We start from the raw sequence: 18,047 nt of genomic DNA on the forward strand, positions 1-18,047 counted from the left end.
AATAGAACTAAGGAGAAAACTATGCCCGCACGTCTATCCGTGGACGGCACCCTCGTCACCCTTGACGAAGCGTGCCCGGGAACCGCCTATTTCGCCGCGGATCGCGCGATTGTCGCCCTGAAAGTCAACGGGGAACTCAAGGATTTGGCCACGGATTTGACCACGCTGGACGGCGCCGAGGTGGAAACCGTGCGCATTGACTCCCCGGACGGGCTCAATATTCTCCGCCATTCCGCCACCCACGTGCTGGCCCAGGCCGTCCAGCAGATCTACCCGGATGCGAATCTGGGCATCGGTCCTTTTATTGAGGACGGCTTCTACTACGATTTCGGCAATATCGACCCGGTCACCCCGGATATGCTGAAAGAACTCGAAAAGCGCATGAAGCGCATCGTCAAGGAAAATCAGCGATTCGTGCGCCGCGAGGTCACCGAAGAAGAAGCGCGCCACGAAGAAGCCTCCCAGCCCTACAAACTTGAGCTCATCACCACGAAGGGCCACGATGCGGACGGTGCCAGCGTGGAGGTGGGCCACGGTGGCCTCACCATGTACGACAATGTCAATCGCCACGGTGACGTGGTGTGGACCGATCTGTGCCGCGGGCCGCACCTGCCTTCCACGAAGTTCATCGGCAATGGTTTTGCGCTCACCCGCGCCTCGGCCGCCTACTGGAAGGGCGACCAGAATAACGATCACCTCCAGCGCATTTACGGCACCGCCTGGCCGAGTAAGGAAGAACTGGATGCCTACCAGACTCGCATTGCCGAAGCGCAGCGGCGTGACCATCGCCGGCTAGGTACCGAACTTGACCTGTTCTCCTTCCCCGATGAAATCGGCTCCGGGCTCCCGGTCTTCCACCCCAAGGGCGGCATTATCCGCATGGAAATGGAGAACTACTCCCGCCAGCGCCATATCGAAGCCGGCTACGACTTCGTCAATACCCCGCATATCACCAAGGGCCAGCTCTTCCAGACCTCCGGGCATCTGTCCTGGTACAAGGACGGTATGTTCCCGGCCATGCGGGTGGATGAGGATCAGGATTACTACCTCAAGCCGATGAACTGCCCCATGCACTCCCTTATCTATAAAGCGCGGGGGCGCTCCTACCGCGATCTACCGCTGCGGCTCTTCGAATTCGGGACGGTGTACCGCTACGAAAAGTCCGGCGTCATCCACGGTCTCACCCGCGCCCGGGGCTTCACCCAGGACGATGCCCATATTTACACCACCCGCGAGCAGATGCGCGAGGAACTTTCCTCCCTGCTCACCTTCGTGCTCTCCCTCCTCAAGGACTACGGTCTCAACGATTTCTACCTGGAACTGTCCACGAAGGACCCCAAGAAGTTCATTGGCGACGACGCCCTGTGGGAAGAAGCCACCCGCACCCTGGAAGAAGTGGCGTTATCTTCCGGCCTCGAATTGGTGCCCGATCCGGAAGGCGCAGCTTTCTACGGTCCCAAGATCTCGGTGCAGGCACGCGATGCCATCGGCCGGACCTGGCAGATGTCCACCATCCAGCTTGACTTCAACCTCCCCGAACGCTTCGGCCTGGAATACACCGCGCCGGACGGTTCGCGCCAGCGCCCGGTCATGATTCACCGAGCCCTCTTCGGTTCTATCGAACGTTTCCTGGGCGTGCTGGTCGAGCACTACGCGGGGGCTTTCCCCGCCTGGCTCGCCCCCGTGCAGGTACGGCTGGTTCCGGTGGCTGATACCTTCAACGACTACTGCGAAAATATTGCTCGGCGCCTGCGCGAGCAGCATATTCGCGTGGAAGTTGATACCTCCGATGACCGTTTCGGCAAGAAGATTCGTAACGCCGCGAAAGAGAAAATCCCCTTCACCCTCATTGCCGGTGGGGACGACGTCGACGCCGGCGCCGTGTCCTTCCGTTTCCGTGACGGGGAACAGCATAACGGGGTCGCTATTGACGAGGCGATCGCGCATATCGTGGATGTGGTACGACGGCGCGCTAACGAACCGGAAGCGGAGAAGTTCTAATGCTCTCCCGGAGCGGGCGGCCCCTGGCCCAGGCAATTTTCGGTCCCATCGCGCGCCTGTGCGTGCGTGCGGGGATCAGCGCCGATGCGGTGACGATCACCGGAACCGTGGCGGTGGTGGCGTGCGCGCTCGTCCTCTATCCCCTCGGGCACCCGGTTTGGGCCTCCTGGCTTATCGGCATCACCGTGATTTTCGACAGTCTTGACGGCCAAATTGCGAGGTTGACCGGAACTGCCTCCCGCTGGGGTGCCTTCCTGGATTCCACCCTGGACCGCCTGGCAGATTCCGCGATATTTTGCGGGATTCTGCTGTGGATCACGCGCTGGAACATCGGGGCGGGGGCCGGGCTCACCGACTGGCTGGCACTGGCCTGCCTGGCGGCTCTCCCGGCCGCGCTATGCACCTCCTACGCGCGGGCCCGCGCCGAAGCGGTGGGGTTCACCGCGAATGTGGGGATCAGCGAACGCGCTGACCGGCTGGTGATCGTGCTGCTCGGGGCACTGATAACCGGCTACGGAGCCAGCGCCTGGGTGTTGCTGGTGGCACTCGGTTATCTTGCGGTAGCCGGGTGGATCACGGTGGCCCAGCGCATGGTCACCGTGTACCGGCAGTCCCGCGCGGAGTACGGTGCCGGCGAGCGGGCCGCCGGTGAACGGGCCGGCCAGGGGAGCGGCCAGTGAATCTCGGCAATCTTCTTTTTCGCGCTACCGGGGCGCTGGCTCGACTCCCCGAACCGGTGGGCCGCGGTCTTTTCGCCGCGGTCGGGACGCTTGCCGGAACCCTGCCACTGCGCGGAACCCAGCAGCTGCGCCGCAACCTCGCGCGGGTACGCCCAGATATGCGCGGCGGGGCCGCCCGCCGTCTCACCCGCGCCGCGCTGCGTTCCTATATGCGCTACTACTATGAAGCCCTGCGCCTGGCAACGTGGGAAGCCGATGATTTAGCAGCGCGGGTTATCGAGGACGGCCTCGATTCCGCCCGAGCGGAATTCGCCCGCGGCAACGCCCTCATCGGAGCGCTCATGCACATGGGCAATTGGGATGTGGCCGGCGCGTGGTCGCGCTATTTCCTCGCCCCTGTGCACACCCTGGTCGAAAAGCTCGAACCGGCCGAGGTATTCGAACGATTCGTTCAGCTTCGTGAAAATATTGGCATGGTTATCTATCCCGTGGTTAAAGGTGGCGGGGCGATCCACCGCCTCGCGGAGGATGCCCGCCGGGCCCCCATTCTCGCCCCGGTTCTAGCTGATCGCGATCTCACCGCTTCCGGTGTGGAAGTGGAATTCTTCGGGGAGAAGATGCTCGCCGCTGCCGGGCCTGCCATCCTCGCCATAGATACCGGCTGCGCCGTCGTTCCTATCTTTTCCTACTACGTGAAAAAGGAACGTACCCGGCACGTACCTACCCGGTGGCGCATGGTTCTGCGCAGCGGCGCACCTATCCGCGCCCGGGTGGACGCCTCGGCCTCCCCGCGCGAGCGCCACGTGGAAATAGCGCGAATCACCCAGGAGTGGATCGCGGCTTTTGAAAACGTGCTGGCCGAGCACCCGGAGGACTGGCATATGCTCCAGCCTGTTTTCGTTGCTGATTTGGACGGTGAGCGCTACCGCACCAACCGCGAGAAAGCCGCTCGAGAACTCGCGCGCCGCCAAGCGGAGTACGACGCGAAGGAAGGAACGCCGTGAACATCGGGATTGCCTGCCCCTATTCATGGGACGTGCCCGGGGGAGTGGGATTCCATATCCGGGATCTGGCCGAGGAGCTCATCGCCCGCGGGCACAGCGTCTCAGTGATCGCCCCGAGTGAAGAAAACGAGGCACTACCCGATTACGTGGTACCGGTGGGAGCCTCCGTGGCGATTCCTTACAACGGTTCGGTGGCTCGCCTTTCTTTCGGGCCACGCGTCAATCGCGCGGTGCGGCGCTGGCTGCGGGAAGGGAATTTCGATGTGCTCCACGTGCACGAACCTTTCGTTCCTTCCGTTTCTATGCTCGCCCTGATGAGCGCGGAATGCCCGGTGGTGTCCACCCACCACACCGCCATGGATCGCTCCCGGGCCTTTGACCTCTTTTCTCCGGTCCTGCGTCCGATCCTGGAAAAGATCCAGGCGCGCATCGCGGTCTCCCAAGAAGCACGCCGCACCACGGTGCAGTATTTAGGCGGGGACGCTTTTATTATTCCCAATGGCGTCTATACCGCCGATTTCGAAGTACCGCGAGACGCCCGCTTCACCGGCACGCCCGACTCACCCACGTTCGGATTCCTCGGCCGCCTGGACGAACCGCGTAAAGGCCTGCCGGTTTTGGCCGCTGCCGCCCCGCTGATCCTGCGCGAATTCCCGGGAGCACGGTTCTTCGTTGCCGGTAAAGGCGATGAGGAAGCAGCGCGGGAGCTCTTCGGGGCTGCGGGCGCCCGGGTGACTTTCCTCGGGCCGGTCAGCGATGCCGATAAAGCAGCGATGCTCGCGAGCGTGGATCTCTACGTGGCACCCAATACCGGGGGCGAATCTTTCGGAATTATTCTTATCGAAGCGATGAGCGCGGGCGGTTTCGTGCTCGCCTCAGATATTCCCGCCTTCCGCGCGGTATTGGGCGGAGGAACCTTCGGGGACCACTTCGCCAATGAAGACCCGGAGGATCTGGCCCGGGTGGCCGTGGCGGCCCTGCGCGATCCGCAACGCCGGACCCGGGTAGCGCAGGCCGGTCAGGCCGAAGCGCAACGCTACGACTGGTCCACGGTTGCCTCTCAAGTCTTTGCCGTGTACGAAACAGCGGTTCGCACCGCCCAGATGGAGGTAGAGCAGTGAATCTATGGTGGTGGCTTGCGCTCGTCGCCGGTGTGGTACTTCTCCTTCTCGGCCTGAGTGCGGCCGGGGCGGCCCGCCGCCTCGACCGCCTCCACACCACCCTCCTCAAATCCCGCCGCGCGGTGGAACAGGCGCTCGCCGCTCGCGCCCGCACCGCCTACGATATGGCTATGTCCGGGGAGTTGGATATGGCCGGAGCGCTTATCCTCACCGATAGCGCCCAGCGGGTCCTATCGGCCTCCATGCTTCCGGTGGTGGCGGACGGATTGGAAGCCTTGCCCGGTGATATGCGCGGCGATCTTCCCGATCCGGCCGCGGCAGCCCGGGAGCGGCGCGCGGTGGAATCCGAACTTTCCCGCGCCCTGCGCCTCACCGTGGATGAACTAGATGCCGGCGATATCACCGACCCGGCCGCCCGCGAGTTTTACCGGCGGCTCGCGCGGGCCCGCCTCGATGTGCGTATGACGCGCTCCTTCCATAATTCGCATGTGGACCAGGCCCGCCGGGTGCGCAACTCCCGAGTCCTCTCCATTTTCCCCATCGCCGGGCACGCCCCGGTCCCGCAAACCATCGATATTGACGATGAGTAAGAGTTCCCGATGACCCGCACTCCCCGGCGCGCTGCGCGCATTATCGCCCTGGATGAAGCCGGTCGAGTCCTCCTCATCCGCGGGCACGACCGAGACGACCCCACGCACCGGTGGTGGTTCACGCCCGGTGGGGGACTGGAAGATACGGAAAGTCCCCGGCAGGCCGCGGTGCGGGAATTTCTGGAAGAAACCGGCGTCGTCGTAACAGAAACAGAACTCATCGGGCCGGTGTTGCGCCGGCACGCAACTTTTCGTTTCGCGCGTGCCACCCTCAGCCAAGACGAAGTATTTTTCGCGGTGCGCCTGGACGCGGTGCGCGCCCGCGCGGCGGTGACCGGAAGCGGGCGGGCCTGGACCGCTGCGGAAAAAGAGCTGCTAGACGCTATCGACTGGCGTTGCGCCGCGCAACTCAACGGCTCCCCGCGCGAGCGGGTCTACCCGGCGGGCCTCGCGCAGCTGGCGGCTCACGTCCATGCAGGCTGGGATGGAACCTGCCACGAACTTTGGGAGAACTAAGCTCCCGGCACAGTACAGCGAAGGCGCGCTGCGGCCCAGGTAATAGTTCCTAGCCCTTGAACCGCGTACAATGGCTCCGGAAGTTTTTATCTACTCGGGAGGACACGTGTCAGGACACTCCAAGTGGGCAACCACCAAGCATAAGAAAGCCGCTAATGACGCCAAGCGCGGCAAGCTTTTCGCGCGTCTGGTCAAGAATATTGAAGTGGCAGCGGCAACCGGTGGTGGCGATCCCGCGGGTAACCCCACACTCTTTGACGCGATCCGCAAAGCCAAGCAGAACTCGGTGCCGGCCGATAATATTGATCGCGCCGTCAAGCGTGGCTCGGGTGAAACTGATGATTCCATCCAGTACGAAGCCATTACGTATGAAGGCTACGGTCCGGGTGGCGTGGCTATCCTCATCGAGTGCCTGACCGATAATCGCAATCGCGCTGCCTCGGATGTGCGTACCGCACTCACGCGCAATGGGGGAACACTGGCGGATCCCGGTTCGGTTTCCTATCTCTTTAACCGTCGCGGTGTGGTGGAAGCGGTTAAGGGGGATAACTCCGAAGATGATGTTCTCATGGCGGTGCTGGATGCCGGTGCCGAAGAAATTGAGGACGACGGCGAAACCTTCACCATCTACTGCGCGGCCAGCGATGTGGTAGCCGTGCGCACCGCGCTCCAGGAAGCTGGAATTGACTACAATTCCGCCGAATCGCGTTTTGTGCCCTCCACCAATGTTCCTCTGGATCGTGCCGGCGCGGAAAAGCTCCTCAAGCTCACCGACGCCCTCGACGATGTGGACGATATTCAAGAGGTCTACACCAACGCGGATATCGCCGACGAGATCCTCGCCGAGCTCGAGGGTGAGTAGTGCGCATTCTGGGGATTGACCCGGGACTCACGCGCTGCGGGTTGGGAACCATTGACGCCGATGTGACGCGGCGGGTGCGCCTGGTGGATATGCGGGTGGCGCGTTCCCCGGTGGACCTGGCCCCGCATCGGCGTCTCCTCCTCATCGCGGATGAAATTGACGCGGTGATCGCGGAGTTTTCCCCCGAAGTCGTGGCGGTGGAACGCGTGTTCGCGCAGGAAAATGTGCGTTCGGTAACCTCCACCGCGCAGGTAGCCGGTATCGCGATGCTGGCCGCCGCCCGCGCCCAGCTGCCCCTCGGCCTGCATTCGCCCTCCGAAGTGAAGGCGGCGGTGACCGGTTCGGGGCGCGCCGGGAAACTCCAGGTGCAAAATATGGTGCAGCGGATTTTGGGTCTGGCGGAATTGCCACGCCCTAAGGATGCCGCGGACGCCCTGGCCATCGCGATTACCCACGCCTGGCGCGGGGGCGCCCACGCCCTGGACGCCACGGTGGATAACGGCCAGCACGGCGGGGCCGGTACCCTCCCGCGCGCCGAAGGAGCTGATTTAACGCCGGCGCAGCGCATGTGGGCGGGAGCCGAACGCATGAGCCGGCGCGCCGGTGCGGTTTCCCCGCACCGCTCCGCTAGCGGTTAGAGTCATGAGGAAGGGAGCCCGGAGTGATTGCAAGTATTCGCGGAACTGTAAGCCGTATTACCACCACATTCGCGGTGGTGGAGGTCGGCGGGTGGGGCGTCAAAGTTTTTGCGACGCCGGATACCCTCTCGCGCCTGCGGGAAGGCGCGGAAGCTTTTCTCTACACCTCGCTGGTCGCCAGCCGCGATGACCTGCCCTCTCTCTACGGTTTTAGCGAAGCCGACGAGCGTGACGTTTACGAAATCATGCAGACGGTTTCCGGAATCGGCGCCAAAGTTGCGCTCACGCTCCTCTCCGTCCACACCCCGAACGCCCTGCGTGCCGCCGTGCAATCCAAGGACGAGGCGGCCCTCACCCGGGTCCCCGGTATCGGCAAGAAAAGCGCCCAGCGCATTATTTTAGAGCTGGGTAATAAGCTCGGCCCGGCTCCGGTGGCCGCCGGTGAAGCAGCCAGCCCCGAGGCGGATCCGAGTGCCGTGGTTGCCGGTCTGGTGGGGCTGGGGTGGAAGGAAAGTGACGCCGTCGCCGCTTATGAAGAAGCGCGCACGCAAATACCGCAGGGCACCGTGGCCCAGCTCCTGCGCGCCAGTCTGCAAGTACTAGGGGCCCGCCGATGAGCGAAGAAATGTCCTTCGATGCCGGCCTGGTATCCCCGGAAGCCAGCGAAACGGAACGCGCCGCGGAAGCGGCCCTGCGCCCGCGCCAGCTCTCCGAATTCGTGGGCCAGGATACCGTGCGCGACCAGCTCTCCCTCGTGCTTCAGGCCGCGGTGCAACGCGGGCGCACCCCGGACCACGTGCTGCTCTCCGGGCCGCCGGGCCTGGGGAAAACCACCCTCGCCATGATTATTGCCGCCGAGGTGGGCGGGGCGCTGCGCCTGACCTCCGGCCCGGCGATCCAACATTCGGGCGACCTGGCCGCGATTCTTTCCTCCGTGCAGGAAAACGACGTCCTCTTCATCGACGAAATCCACCGCCTGGCCCGCAATGCCGAAGAAATGCTCTACCTGGCCATGGAAGATTTTCGGGTAGACGTGATGGTGGGGAAGGGCCCGGGCGCCACCTCGATTCCGCTGCCGCTGCCGTTCTTCACGGTAGTAGGGGCGACGACGCGCGCCGGCTTACTGCCCGCTCCCTTACGTGATCGCTTCGGCTTTACGGCGCACCTGGAATATTACGAACAGCGCGATCTGGCCCGTATTGTGCGGCGAAATGCCGTCAAGCTCGGCCATACCATTACCGAGGATGCGGCCCAGGAAATTGCCGGGCGTTCGCGCGGGACCCCGCGTATCGCCAACCGGCTGTTGCGCCGCGTGCAGGACTGGGCGCAGGTGCGCGGTACCGGGGATTTGGACCTGCGGGCCGCGCGGGCTGCCCTCGATCTTTTCCAGGTGGATCCGGCCGGGCTGGACCGGCTTGACCGGGCGGTGCTCGAAGCGATTTGCACCCGTTTCGGGGGCGGGCCGGTGGGCCTGACCACCCTCGCGGTGTCGGTCGGCGAAGAACCCGAAACGGTAGAGACAGTGGTGGAGCCCTATTTGGTGCGCGAAGGCTATCTGGTGCGTACCCCGCGCGGGCGGATGGCGGCCCCGCGGGCCTGGAGCCACCTCGGTTTAACTCCGCCTACAGATTAGTTTCGTCACGGCCGCCGGTGTTTTCAGCTATGCACGGTAAACTGGCACGGTAATTATTGTCTTTTCCAAGGAGCTTTCGCGTGGAATTCGCCATCATGGGCATCATCCTGGTAGGGATGGTGCTGTTCATGTCCCAGTCCAATAAGAAGGCCCGGGCACGTGCTGAAGAACACCGCAATAGCATTCTGGTGGTCGGCACGGATGTCATGACCACCGCTGGTTTTTACGGGCGCATTGTTGCGATTGACGGGGATGCGGTGACGCTCGAAAGTCCCTCCGGGGATGAAACTGTGTGGTCGCGCCTGGCCATTCGGGAGCAAGCCTCTATTCCCTTCGCGCCGGTCAGTGAAGAAGAAGCAGCGGCGGAAGATGCCGCGGAAGCCGCCCGCCTGAGCGCTTCGGAAGAATCCGGGGCCGGGGCGGTTGCGGATAATGCCGCGGGAACCGGTGCTCCTACTGGTGCGGCCACCCCGGAAGTGACCGGTCACGTGACTCCTCGGAGCACGGACTCGGCTTTTGGTGAAAAGAAAGATGAGTCGGGCTCGGCCTGGAAGTAAACACTATGTCTCAATCTAAAAATTCCGGCGTCCGGTTATCCTGGCGCCGGATCATTACCCTTGCGATCTTGGCTATCGCGCTCTTCGTCTCCCTCGGCGTGGGCTCGGTAACGGGATCCGGATCGGAATCCCGGTGGACCCCGAATTTCGCCCTCGACCTGGAAGGCGGCACGGAGCTTATTCTCACCCCGAAGACCACGGACAATTCCGAGATCACCTCGGAAGATGTCAATCAGGCGATTGAAATTATTCGCCAGCGCGTGGACGCCTCGGGTGTGGCAGAAGCGGAGATCACCTCCCAGGGTGGATCCAATATTGTGGTGGGTCTGCCCGGGCACCCCAGCCAGGAAACCCTCGACCTCGTGCGTAATTCCGCGGTGTTGCGGATGCGCCCGGTGCTCGCCATGGCGAACCCGGGAACCATGAAGGGCGAGGGCGAGAATGCCGCTCCTCTCACCGGTACCGCGCTGGAAGAAGCCGCCATGAAGGCCGCCGATGCGGACGGGGACGGCAAGCTCTCCACCACTCCGCCTAGCGAGCCTACCAGCGCCTCGGATCCGGCTTGGGCTAAAACCGAGCGGGTCACCTACGATGCGCTGACTTTGGATTGCACCGCGGAAAACCCCGCCACTGCTCCGGAAGAAAACCCGGATACCGCACTGGTGGCCTGCGGGCAAAGCGAAGATTCTAAGACCGGTGAAGTGACGCCTTATAAGTACGTGCTCGGCCCGGCCGAAATTGCCGGAACGAACCTGACCCGCGCCACCTCCGGTTTCGACCAGCAGCAGGGCCAGTGGATCGTGCAGCTGGAATTCGATAACGAGGGCGCCCAGAAGTTCTCCGAAGTGACCGGGCGGCTGGTGGGCTTGCAAAGTCCCCAAAACCAATTCGCTATCGTGTTGGACGGTCGCGTTATTTCCTCCGCGGTCCCGCAAACTCAGATTTCGGGTGGGCAGGCCGTTATCAACGGTTCCGGTATTAATGCGACGACGTCGCGTGTGCTGGCCAACCAGTTGCAATTCGGTTCGCTACCCCTGGAATTCGAGGTGCAATCCGAACAGCAAATTTCGGCCACCCTCGGTTCTGAATCGTTGCGCGCGGGCCTCGTGGCCGGGCTGATCGGTCTTGTGCTTATTGTTCTTTACCTCGTCTGGCAGTACCACGCCCTCGCCATCGTGGCGGTGGGTTCGGTGGTGCTTGCCACGGGTCTGTCCTACGGGGTTATTTGTTTGCTTTCCTGGGTGATGGGTTACCGATTGTCGATGGCCGGCGTCGTCGGCCTGGTTATTTCCATCGGTATTACGGTCGACTCCTTCATCGTGTTCTTCGAACGTATCCGCGATGAGATTCGTGACGGGCACGCGGTTCGCACCGCGGTGCAGCGCGGTTGGAAGCGCGCGACCCGCACGATTATCGCCTCCGACTCCGTTAACCTCATCGCGGCCGGGGTGCTCTACTTCATCGCGGTGGGTTCGGTGCGCGGTTTCGCCTTCACTTTGGGGCTCACCACGATCCTCGACCTCGTCGTCGTCTTTATGTTTACCTATCCGCTTATGACGCTGCTGGTGCGCACCAAGTTCTTCGGCGGGGGGCACCCGGCATCGGGTATGTCCGCCAAGCATTTGGCGCATACCCCGGCGTACCGCGGCCGTAAGGTTCCCGGGGAAGGCTCGCTCGCCGAGCGTCGCACCCGGGAACGCCGGGCCGCTCTCCCCGCGAGCAGCGAGGGAAAGGAGAACGCCTAATGTCGATGTACAGCTTAGGTAATGATCTCTACTCGGGGCGGCGCAGCTTCAAAATTGTGCAGCGGCGCAAGACCTGGTACACCATCGCGATTATCTGCGTGATCGCCTCGTTTATCGCGCTGTTCACCCGCGGACTCAATATGGGTATTGAGTTCACCGGGGGATCCCAATTCACGGTCTCGGAAGCGCAAACCACCGATCAGCGCCTCGCCTCGGATATCATGGCCCGCCACGGCGGGGATGAAGCCGCCCGCGTGGCCCAGGTGGGGGAGAACGCCCTGCGTATCCAGACCTCGGCGAATGCCGACGGTACCGGGGTGGGGAACGCGGAAACAGAAGCAATCCGCACGGAATTGGCCGAAGCCTACGGCACCTCCGTTCAGAATGTCACCTCCACCTATATCGGCCCGGTATGGGGCCAGGATATTTCCACGAAGGCCCTCCAAGGTTTCGTGGTCTTTATCGTGCTGGTGCTGCTGGCCCTGTGGGCCTATATGCGGTCCTGGCGTAACGCCCTGGGTGCCATTGTTGCGCTCTTCCATGACCTTGTGGTGACGGTGGGGATTTACTGCCTCTTCGGTTTCGAATTCACGCCGTCCACCGTTATCGGCCTGCTGACCATCCTTGGGTACTCCCTGTATGACACCGTGGTGGTCTTCGATAAGGTCCGTGAAAATACCGAGCACGTGCTGCGCCAGCATCGCGTGACCTTCGGGGAATCCACGAACCACGCCGTCAATCAGACCCTCATCCGCTCCATCAACACGTCCGTCACCTCGATTATGCCGGTGGCGTCCATCCTCTTCATCGGGGTGTACCTCATGGGTGCGGGGACGCTGCGCGATCTGGCGCTGGTGCTCTTCGTGGGTCTGCTGCTCTCGGCGTACTCCTCCATCTTCCTGGCCGCGCCGCTCGCCGTCACCCTGACGAACGCCGATCCGCGCATCAAGGCTCATAACGCGGAAGTGGCCGCCGCGCGCGCCGAACGCGTTGAGGCCGGCGTTGCCGAAGAAGACGTGGTATCCGCGGTTCTCGAACCGGGCCACCATCTCGGTAATGCAGCGCAGCCGCGCCGCAAGAAGAGGAGCAAGAAGTGAGTAGTGCCTTTTCTTCGCAACTCGTGGAACTCGCGGCCAGCCGGGTGCGAGAACGTGAAAACTTCCCGGCACCCGGGGTGATCTTTCGCGATATCACCCCGCTCATAGCTGACGGTGAAGCTTTCCACCTCTTTATTGATGAGCTGGCCCGCCACTACGAAGGTAAGATCGACGCCGTCGCCGGACTGGAATCACGCGGATTTATTTTGTCCGCTCCGCTGGCCTACGCCATGGGTTTGGGGATGGTCACCATCCGCAAAGCCGGGCGCCTGCCGGGGCCGGTGATCGGGGTTGATTATGAACTGGAATACGGTTCGGCCCGGATGGAAGTTCAGCCCTTTAATATTGAAGATGGACAGCGCGTTCTCATCATCGATGACGTTCTCGCCACCGGTGGAACCGCACATGCCGCTTGTGAGCTGGTAGAAAGCTCAGGCGGGATTGTGGCCGGCCTGTGCATGCTCATTGAGCTGGCAGGCATGGGCGGCCGGGAGCGTCTGGCCGGTAGACAGGTCGAAGCGGTGCTAACCTTCGATTAAGTCAAGAGGGGAGTAGGGCATGTCGGAATCGCAAGGTCCGCGGGTACTATCGCGGCTATCGTGGTTGACCGGACGCACGGCCAGCCAGGTTCCTGATGCCCTGGAACCCCTCATGCGCGCCCTGGGCAATGTGGATAAGGAACGCATTATCCGGGCGTATAACGTGGCGGAGGAATGCCACCGCGGCCAGAAGCGGCGCTCGGGAGAGCCGTATATTACGCATCCGGTCGCGGTGGCAACCATCCTCGCCGAACTCGGTATGGATGAGGATACCCTCGTGGGAGCCCTCCTCCATGACACGGTGGAAGATACCGGGTACACCCTCGAGCAGGTCCGGGAGAATTTCGGTTCCACCGTGGAACTCCTCGTGGACGGGGTCACGAAGCTCGATAAGGTCGAATACGGGGAAGCAGCGCAGGCCGAAACCGTGCGCAAAATGGTGATCGCGATGTCTAAAGACATCCGCGTGCTCCTCATTAAACTTGCCGACCGGCTCCATAATGCCCGCACCTGGCGTTTCATGCCGCAGGAAAAGGCGCGTTCCAAGGCGCATGAAACTCTGGAAATTTACGCGCCTCTCGCGCATCGCCTCGGCATGAATTCCATTAAATGGGAGCTTGAGGATCTTTCCTTCAAAACCATGTACCCGGAGGTCTACGCCGAAATTGAATCCCTGGTGCAGGAACGCACCCCGGAACGCGAGGCGTATATCGCGAAAATCAAGGCGATCTTGGAGCGGGAGCTCAAAACTTCCCATATTAAATGCACGATCACCGGCCGCCCCAAGCACTATTACTCCATCTATCAGAAAATGATTTTGCGGGGTAAGGACTTCGAGGATATTTACGACCTCGTGGGAGTGCGGGTGCTGGTAGAAACCATCCCGGATTGCTACGCGGTTCTGGGCGTTGCCAATACGATTTTCACGCCGATTCAGGGGCGGATCAAGGACTATATCACCACCCCGAAATTCAACCTCTACCAGTCAATTCACACCACGGTCATCGGCCCGGATAACCGCTCTCTGGAAATCCAGATCCGCACCTACGATATGCATCGGCGTGCCGAATACGGCGTGGCGGCGCACTGGCGCTACAAGGAAAACCCGAATGCCACCAAGCGCGGGGGCGGGGCCGCGAAAGTCGATGAAGAAACCACGCAGCTTAACTGGTTGCGCCAGCTGGTCGATTGGCAGCGGGAAACCGCGGACCCGGCGGAATTCCTCGAATCCCTCTCCTATGAGATCTCCGGCAATAAGGTCTATGTATTCACCCCGGCAGGGGAAGTCATGGAACTTCCCACGGGTGCCACCCCGGTTGATTTCGCTTATGCCGTCCACACCGAAGTGGGGCACCGTACCGTAGGTGCGCGGGTGAATGATCGCCTTGTCACCCTAGATCACAAGCTGGAATCGGGCGATACGGTTGAGATCATTACCGCGAAAAGCCCGGATGCCGGGCCTTCCCTCGGCTGGCTTGATTTCGTGGCCAGCCCGCGCGCCCGCGCCAAGATTCGGGTGTGGTTCAAGAAGAGCCGCCGGGATGAAGCGGTGGAAGAAGGCAAGGATAAGCTGGCCCGTGCGATCCGCAAGCGCAACCAGCCCGTCCAGCGCCTCATGAGCCATGACACCCTCGCGGAAGTAGCACGGGAAGCTGGGCGCAGTTCCGTGGATGATCTGTACGCCGGTATCGGGGAAGGGGATATTTCTCCCGAAACCGTGGTGCGTAACCTCATTACCTCCCAGGGCGGGCAGGCCGGGGTAGAGGAAACCCTGGCGGAGGCGGTGACTCCGAACCGTATTTCGCGGCGGCGGAGCACCGCGAGTACCGATAACGCCGTGGTGGTCCAGGGCATGGAAGCCGGCGATGTTATGGTCAAGCTGGCCCGCTGCTGCACTCCGGTTCCTCCCGATGCCATCGTCGGTTTCGTGACCCGCGGCTCGGGGGTATCCATTCACCGGGCGGATTGCCCCAATGTGGAACAGCTGCAAAAGCAACCCGAACGGTTCCTTGAGGTACATTGGGCCGATGATTCCGAAGCCGTCTACGTGATCCAGGTCCAGGTGGATGCCCTGGATCGCCAAGGCCTGCTTTCCGATATTTCCCGGGCCCTGCTGGATAACGGGGTGAATCTCCTAGCCGGCAATATGATGACCACGAAGGAACGCATGGTGCGTAATACCTTCACTTTCGAGATGGCCGATCCCCACCACCTGGCCCGGGTACTCGCGGATCTACGCAAAATTGAAGGCGTGTACGACGCCTACCGGGTGACCAACTCGAAGCCCGCCAACCAGCGCCGGGTGGAGCCCCCGCGCACCTAGCGCTGGGCAATGGCACGCAGGGCACTGCGGGCTGCGGCATGCTGCCGCCCGGCGAGGCTCCGTGCTACCGCCTCCCACTCATCAGCTTTGAGAAGGCGACGCCGCGCCACGTCCAGCGCGCAGGTAATCGCGAGGTGAAGTTCTTCCTGGTGGAAAATATCCGCGATTGTGCGCGGCAGGGTAGTCAAGCACAAGCCGGCTATCGATTGGCGTTCCTCGGGTGGCGGCTTGCGGCGAGCCCGGGACTTCACCCGCACGCTACAGAGCCGCACCAGCCGGTCCGCCGGCCAATACCCGGTATGAACCCATAATGCGCTCAGAGTGATGGCAATCGCGCCGCTCCCCACCAGCGGGGCAAGAAGAGAGGCTCGCAGCGCCCGATAGGCGGCGCAATCAGCCGCGCACAGCAGCCCGGGCGCATATTCCACCAGCAAACCAGCATTGATATCCAGGCGCTGCACCGCATCCACATACATACCGAGAGTGTGCGATAGCGAAGAAAATAGCGCAAGCCGCTTTCCCCAGGCGGGGAGAGCGGCTTGCGTTTATCCACAGGTAGGAAAAGTTACAGATCCTTATTGACCTGCTCAAGCCAGGCCACGCGGGCGGCCCGTGCTTCGTTCAGCTCGGTGAGCTTCTTTTCATCGCCGGCCTGCTGGGCCTGGGCGATTTCCTCATCGAGTTCGGCAATAAGCGCTTCGAGCTGGGCGGCCATTCCGGAAGAACGCTGCTGCTTTTCCGGATCGGTACGGTTCCAGCGGTCGTTTTCCGCCGCGCGGACCTTCTCCTCAATTTCCCGCATGCGGCCCTCGGTCCGGGCAATATCACCGCGGGCCACGAAGCCGATCTCATCCCAGCGTTCCCCGATCTCACGGAGCTTTTCGCGGGCTTCATCCACATTGGTAATGGGAAGGAGAGCCTCAGCTTCCGCCACCAATTCGAGCTTGGCGGCCAGGTTTTCCGCGTACTGGCTATCCACCTGGCTGAAATGCGCGTCCCGGGCATCGTAGAAGGGCTGGCGGGCAGCCATGAAACGCTCCCAGAGCTTATCGTCATCGCGGCGCCCGGCCCGCCCGGCCCGCTTCCACTCATCCATGAGTTCGCGGTAGCGATCCCCGGTTTCCCGCCAATCGGTGGAGGAGGAAAGCGCGGCAGCTTCCGCGATGAGTTTTTCCTTAGTGGCCTTCACCTGGCTGCGGCGTACATCCAATTCCTTGTAGTGGTTGCGCCGGGCCCGATCAAAGGTGGAGCGGGCAGTAGCGAAACGCCGCCACAATGCTTCTTCGGTGGGGCGATCAATACGGGCACCCTGGCGCTGGGCCCGCTTCCAGTTCTCAAAAAGATCATTGAGCTCAGCGCGGGTATTCTGCCAGTGGATTGTATGCGGATTCGCGTTGGCGATTTCCTCAGCGCGTTCAACAATCTGGGTACGCTCCTGGAGGGCAGCTTCCTTGGCGGCGGCGCGCTGGGCAGCGTATTCCTTGGCCCGCACCGCCACGACTTCTTCGAGCTTATCGAGGCGGGTGCGCAGCGCCGCGATATCACCCACGGCGGCTGGTTCAGCCAGTTCCTTACGCAAGGATGCGATTGACTTGCGGCTTTCTTCGGGAGATACGTGGTGGGCACGCGTTTCTGCCAGGCTCACCTGGGTATCCAGGTCAATATAGCGGCGGATATAGAATTCCAGGGCATCATCTTCGGTGCCGGAAGCCGCGTAATGGCCAACGACCCGTTCGGTATCCCCATCCTTGAGCCACACCTTCCCTTCGTCGTCCACACGCCCGAACGGACGGGCTTTGGCGACGGCGGCCGGATCCAGCGGCGCGGGAGCGGGCTGAGCGGGATGAGCTGTGGACATTGTTACTCCTTGTGGAGAAAGAGGCGTGCGGTACACGCCGCGGGACAATTTTAATTCTTACGGTATACCACAATTGTGCCACGGTAAAAGGGATTCCGGGTGTCAGTAGGAAAAAATCTGGAGAAAGGATACGGTTAATGCATGATTTTCTTGCGGTATTCCGATACTGCCCTGGAGGCGAATTGCTATATTATGGCCGACCCTACTCACCGGGTCGCCCTGGTTATTGATGCGGGAGCGGGAAGCGCGCCGTGGGTGGAGCGCGCCCTGGCCGGCCGTAACCTGCGCCTGGGCGCGGTGCTGGCAACCCACGGGCACGGGGACCACGTATGGGATGCCGGGGTAGTGGCCGGCTCGAGCGTACCGTGCTACATCGCCGAAGGTGATGCCTACCGGCTGGATAATCCCATCGCCAACGCTTTTTACGCGCCGCTCGTCCTGGCGGCTACCGGGGGGCGCGCCTGGGTGAAACCGGAGAAGATCGTGCCCCTTCCCGAGGAGATCTACGGGGAAGGAACGGAGCTGGTTCCCGGCGTGCACCTGCGCGCCATCGCCACCCCCGGGCATACCGAAGGCTCAACCGTTTTCCTCTTCTCGGGGCGTTTCGAAGCGGATCCGGAAACTCCGCAGCTTCCCGACTGGGGCTTCGGGGAGAATTTCATGATTACCGGAGATGTGCTTTTCCGCGACGGAGTGGGCCGCACCGACCTCGCGGGCGGGAACGATGCGCAAATGCGCGCCTCCTTGCGCACCATTGTTGCCGAGGTGGACGGCTCCACGATTTTCTTCCCCGGCCACGGCAAACCCTCCACCCTGGCGCGTGAACTCAAAGCCTCGCCGTACCTGCGCGCCTATATCGCGATGAAGTGAAAGAATAGTACCT

General features: G+C 62.3%; 18 protein-coding genes. 16 read left to right on the forward strand and 2 right to left on the reverse strand.

The genetic code is table 11. The annotated features are described in order from the left end of the window. The first annotated feature begins 21 nt into the window (after nucleotides 1-21). The 15 genes from thrS to QP305_RS07155 all read left to right on the forward strand — a co-directional run bounded on the left by thrS (nucleotide 22) and on the right by QP305_RS07155 (nucleotide 15,306). Nucleotides 22-2,001 carry a threonine--tRNA ligase gene (gene thrS / locus QP305_RS07085; RefSeq protein ID WP_206435366.1) on the forward strand — a complete coding sequence of 660 codons (1,980 nt, stop codon included), beginning with the start codon at nucleotides 22-24 and terminating at the stop codon, nucleotides 1,999-2,001. Beyond that, nucleotides 2,001-2,681 (forward strand): phosphatidylinositol phosphate synthase, encoded by a 681-nt coding sequence (gene pgsA, locus QP305_RS07090; protein WP_274778337.1) that lies wholly within the window; start codon nucleotides 2,001-2,003, stop codon nucleotides 2,679-2,681. The genes thrS and pgsA overlap by 1 nt, the downstream gene beginning before the upstream one ends. After that, nucleotides 2,678-3,685, forward strand: a complete 1,008-nt coding sequence (locus tag QP305_RS07095) for a phosphatidylinositol mannoside acyltransferase (RefSeq protein ID WP_274778336.1) — start codon at nucleotides 2,678-2,680, stop codon at nucleotides 3,683-3,685. Before pgsA ends, QP305_RS07095 begins: the two co-directional genes overlap by 4 nt. Beyond that, nucleotides 3,682-4,806 carry a glycosyltransferase family 4 protein gene (locus QP305_RS07100; RefSeq protein ID WP_126134821.1) on the forward strand — a complete coding sequence of 375 codons (1,125 nt, stop codon included), beginning with the start codon at nucleotides 3,682-3,684 and terminating at the stop codon, nucleotides 4,804-4,806. The genes QP305_RS07095 and QP305_RS07100 overlap by 4 nt, the downstream gene beginning before the upstream one ends. After that, the gene (locus QP305_RS07105) at nucleotides 4,803-5,396 is read left to right on the forward strand and encodes a hypothetical protein (RefSeq protein ID WP_274733612.1); all 594 of its coding nucleotides are present in this window, start codon (nucleotides 4,803-4,805) and stop codon (nucleotides 5,394-5,396) included. The genes QP305_RS07100 and QP305_RS07105 overlap by 4 nt, the downstream gene beginning before the upstream one ends. A gap of 9 nt (nucleotides 5,397-5,405) precedes the next feature. Continuing rightward, complete coding sequence (locus tag QP305_RS07110; protein WP_274733610.1) at nucleotides 5,406-5,912, forward strand: NUDIX hydrolase; 507 nt, start codon at nucleotides 5,406-5,408, stop codon at nucleotides 5,910-5,912. 106 nt (nucleotides 5,913-6,018) lie between these two features. After that, nucleotides 6,019-6,774 carry a YebC/PmpR family DNA-binding transcriptional regulator gene (locus QP305_RS07115; RefSeq protein ID WP_274733608.1) on the forward strand — a complete coding sequence of 252 codons (756 nt, stop codon included), beginning with the start codon at nucleotides 6,019-6,021 and terminating at the stop codon, nucleotides 6,772-6,774. After that, the gene (gene ruvC / locus QP305_RS07120; protein ID WP_026428850.1) at nucleotides 6,774-7,412 is read left to right on the forward strand and encodes a crossover junction endodeoxyribonuclease RuvC; all 639 of its coding nucleotides are present in this window, start codon (nucleotides 6,774-6,776) and stop codon (nucleotides 7,410-7,412) included. The genes QP305_RS07115 and ruvC overlap by 1 nt, the downstream gene beginning before the upstream one ends. 23 nt (nucleotides 7,413-7,435) lie before the next feature. Beyond that, nucleotides 7,436-8,029: a Holliday junction branch migration protein RuvA gene (ruvA, locus tag QP305_RS07125; RefSeq protein ID WP_087070705.1), complete on the forward strand. Its 594-nt coding sequence runs from the start codon at nucleotides 7,436-7,438 to the stop codon at nucleotides 8,027-8,029. Further along, a complete protein-coding gene (gene ruvB, locus QP305_RS07130) occupies nucleotides 8,026-9,045 on the forward strand; it encodes a Holliday junction branch migration DNA helicase RuvB (RefSeq protein WP_087070706.1) in 1,020 nt (339 codons plus the stop codon). The genes ruvA and ruvB overlap by 4 nt, the downstream gene beginning before the upstream one ends. 80 nt (nucleotides 9,046-9,125) lie before the next feature. Continuing rightward, nucleotides 9,126-9,602 carry a preprotein translocase subunit YajC gene (locus tag QP305_RS07135; protein ID WP_284904710.1) on the forward strand — a complete coding sequence of 159 codons (477 nt, stop codon included), beginning with the start codon at nucleotides 9,126-9,128 and terminating at the stop codon, nucleotides 9,600-9,602. A 5-nt stretch (nucleotides 9,603-9,607) separates the two neighbouring features. After that, nucleotides 9,608-11,347, forward strand: a complete 1,740-nt coding sequence (gene secD, locus QP305_RS07140; protein ID WP_087070708.1) for a protein translocase subunit SecD — start codon at nucleotides 9,608-9,610, stop codon at nucleotides 11,345-11,347. After that, the gene (gene secF, locus QP305_RS07145; RefSeq protein ID WP_284904711.1) at nucleotides 11,347-12,444 is read left to right on the forward strand and encodes a protein translocase subunit SecF; all 1,098 of its coding nucleotides are present in this window, start codon (nucleotides 11,347-11,349) and stop codon (nucleotides 12,442-12,444) included. Before secD ends, secF begins: the two co-directional genes overlap by 1 nt. After that, nucleotides 12,441-12,983, forward strand: coding sequence for an adenine phosphoribosyltransferase (locus QP305_RS07150; RefSeq protein ID WP_026428855.1), 543 nt, complete (start codon nucleotides 12,441-12,443; stop codon nucleotides 12,981-12,983). The genes secF and QP305_RS07150 overlap by 4 nt, the downstream gene beginning before the upstream one ends. 19 nt (nucleotides 12,984-13,002) lie before the next feature. Beyond that, complete coding sequence (locus QP305_RS07155) at nucleotides 13,003-15,306, forward strand: RelA/SpoT family protein (RefSeq protein ID WP_284904712.1); 2,304 nt, start codon at nucleotides 13,003-13,005, stop codon at nucleotides 15,304-15,306. Here the strand turns inward: QP305_RS07155 and QP305_RS07160 are convergent. Both QP305_RS07160 and QP305_RS07165 read right to left on the reverse strand, forming a co-directional pair. After that, on the reverse strand, nucleotides 15,303-15,782 hold the full coding sequence (locus QP305_RS07160) for a hypothetical protein (RefSeq protein WP_284904713.1): 480 nt from the start codon (nucleotides 15,780-15,782) through the stop codon (nucleotides 15,303-15,305). The genes QP305_RS07155 and QP305_RS07160 overlap by 4 nt on opposite strands. An 89-nt stretch (nucleotides 15,783-15,871) precedes the next feature. Continuing rightward, nucleotides 15,872-17,164 carry a DUF349 domain-containing protein gene (locus tag QP305_RS07165; RefSeq protein WP_087070712.1) on the reverse strand — a complete coding sequence of 431 codons (1,293 nt, stop codon included), beginning with the start codon at nucleotides 17,162-17,164 and terminating at the stop codon, nucleotides 15,872-15,874. A 141-nt stretch (nucleotides 17,165-17,305) separates the two neighbouring features. Between QP305_RS07165 and QP305_RS07170 the strand changes: the two genes are divergently transcribed. Then, nucleotides 17,306-18,034 (forward strand): MBL fold metallo-hydrolase, encoded by a 729-nt coding sequence (locus tag QP305_RS07170; RefSeq protein WP_284904714.1) that lies wholly within the window; start codon nucleotides 17,306-17,308, stop codon nucleotides 18,032-18,034. Nucleotides 18,035-18,047 lie beyond the last annotated feature (13 nt).

Source organism: Actinotignum timonense (assembly GCF_030216305.1).
GTDB lineage: Bacteria > Actinomycetota > Actinomycetes > Actinomycetales > Actinomycetaceae > Actinotignum > Actinotignum timonense_A.